Origin of the sequence: Streptomyces phytophilus (assembly GCF_013870535.1) — a bacterium.
In the GTDB taxonomy this organism is placed as follows: Bacteria; Actinomycetota; Actinomycetes; order Streptomycetales; family Streptomycetaceae; genus Streptomyces; species Streptomyces phytophilus.
This window is the reverse complement of record NZ_JACBXC010001045.1, coordinates 1-2,170: the sequence shown is the minus strand read 5'-3', so window position 1 is coordinate 2,170 and position 2,170 is coordinate 1. Positions and strand designations below refer to the sequence as shown.

The window sequence follows — 2,170 nt, the reverse complement described above, 5'->3', positions numbered from 1 at the left end:
GCCCCGGGCGGCGGCTGGGCCATCGCGGTCTGCGCGCTGTACACGTCGGGGGCGGCGGCGCCGGCAGGCGCGGAGAGCCGCAGCTGCGGGCCGTCGGTGGCGTTGCCGAGATACACGACCGAGCCGGGGCCGACCTCGATCTGGTGGACCCGCTGGCCCTCCACGTACGAGCCGTTGGTGCTGCCGACGTCCTCAAGGAGCCAGCTACGGCCGCCCCACCGGAGGCTGGCGTGCCGCCAGGACACCCTGGCGTCCTCCAGCACCACGTCCCCCTGCGGATCCCGCCCGACGCGATAGGCGCGCGCCGGATCGAGCGTCCACGTCTGTCCATTCAGTTCAAGTACGAGTTCAGGCACTCCATGCCCCACAAAGTTGTCCCCCGAGGTGCCCCTTGCACGGCACCTGACTTCAACAGGCCCGTAAGGAGTCTAGGGATGGCGAACATCCTGAGGAACTATTTCAGTAACAGTCGCTTCACGAAAACGCGGGTCACGGCAGGAGGTGGAGTTTTACCTTCCACTTCCTGCCCGCTCCGGGCGCTTCGCGCCCGTTGACCGGACTTGATCACTTACGGACAGTGGCCGCGCGGACACGGGGCGACGGGAGCGGCCGGGACATCCGGGCCGGGGTGCCCGGCGCCCCTCCCCCGCCCGTTCGGCCGCGCGCAACCGCACGTACCCCTCACCGCAACCTCCCAGCCCAGCGGCCTGGCCGCCGCCCGCCGCAACCCCGACCCGCCCGGCCGCCGGCGGCCCGTACCGCGATACCGTGGTCGCATCATGACCACCGTCGCCCGCACGCTTCTCGTCAAGATCTTCGGCCGCGACCGCGCCGGTCTCACCGCCGGCCTCTTCGACACCCTCGCCGCCTACGGGGTCGAGGTCATAGACATCGAGCAGATCGTCACCCGCGGGCGCATCACCCTGTGCGCCCTGGTCACCCCGCCCGTCGGCGCCACCGAGGGCGAGCTGCGCGCGACGATCCACTCCTGGGCCGACTCCATGCGCCTGGAGGCGGAGATAATCTCCGGCACCGGCGACAACGAGCCCCGCGCCCCCGGCCGCTCCCACGTGACCGTGCTCGGGCAGCCGCTGACCGCCGAGTCGACCGCCGGCATCGCCGCCGCGATCACCGGCTCCGGCGGCAACATCGACCGCATCTTCCGGCTCGCGAAGTACCCCGTGACCGCCGTCGAGTTCGAGGTCTCCGGCGCCGCCACCGAGGAGCTGCGCACCGCGCTGGCCACCGCCGCCGCCCGCCTCGGCGTGGATGTCGCCGTGGTGGCGTCCGGGCTGCAGCGCCGGGCGCAGCGGCTCGTGGTGATGGACGTCGACTCGACCCTCATCCAGGACGAGGTCATCGAGCTGTTCGCCGCGCACGCCGGCTGCGAGGCGGAGGTCGCGGAGGTGACCGCCGCCGCGATGCGCGGCGAGCTGGACTTCGAGCAGTCCCTGCACGCCCGGGTGGCGCTGCTGGCAGGGCTGGAGGAGTCGGTGGTGGACAAGGTGCGCGAGGAGGTGCGCCTGACGCCCGGCGCCCGCACCCTGATCCGTACGCTCAAGCGCCTGGGCTACCAGGTGGGGGTCGTCTCGGGCGGCTTCACGCAGATCACGGACGACCTCAAGGACCGCCTCTCGCTGGACTTCGCCGCCGCGAACACCCTGGAGATCGTCGACGGCGCCCTCACCGGCCGGATCACCGGGCCCGTCGTGGACCGGGCGGGCAAGGCCCGGCTGCTCACCGGCTTCGCCGCCGAGGCGGGCGTGCCGCTGGCGCAGACGGTGGCGATCGGGGACGGCGCCAACGACCTCGACATGCTCAACGCCGCGGGCCTGGGGGTGGCGTTCAACGCCAAGCCGCTGGTCCGGGAGGCCGCGCACGCGGCGGTGAACGTCCCGTTCCTCGACACGGTGCTCTACCTGCTGGGCATCACGCGCGACGAGGTGGAGGCGGCGGATACGACCGGCTGATCCGGTCGCCGAGGTCGCGCAGGAAATCCGCCAGCTCCGGCGGCTCGCGCACCTCGAAGTCCACGCCGAGCAGCGCGATCCGCACGGCCAGCCAGTCGAGCGCGTCGCCGCCGGTGACGAGCGTGCAGCGGTCCTCGCCGGCGGGCTCCAGCAGTCCGGCGCCGCGCGGGAGGCGGCGTACGGCCTCGTCGAGGGGTACG

3 protein-coding genes are annotated in these 2,170 nt (G+C 72.7%); 1 reads left to right on the top strand and 2 read right to left on the bottom strand.

Annotated elements, in window-relative coordinates; all coding sequences use genetic code 11:
* Nucleotides 1-368 (bottom strand): FHA domain-containing protein (locus H5J30_RS28835; RefSeq protein WP_181790213.1); only part of this gene is annotated, 368 nt, incomplete at its 3' end.
* 411 nt (nucleotides 369-779) lie between these two features.
* Between H5J30_RS28835 and serB the strand changes: the two genes are divergently transcribed.
* Nucleotides 780-1,970, top strand: coding sequence for a phosphoserine phosphatase SerB (gene serB / locus H5J30_RS28830; RefSeq protein WP_181790212.1), 1,191 nt, complete (start codon nucleotides 780-782; stop codon nucleotides 1,968-1,970).
* Here serB and H5J30_RS28825 read toward each other — a convergent pair.
* On the bottom strand, nucleotides 1,930-2,170 hold a 241-nt coding region (locus tag H5J30_RS28825), incomplete at its 5' end, for a WCX domain-containing protein (protein ID WP_220189475.1). The two genes, serB and H5J30_RS28825, sit on opposite strands and share 41 nt — an antisense overlap.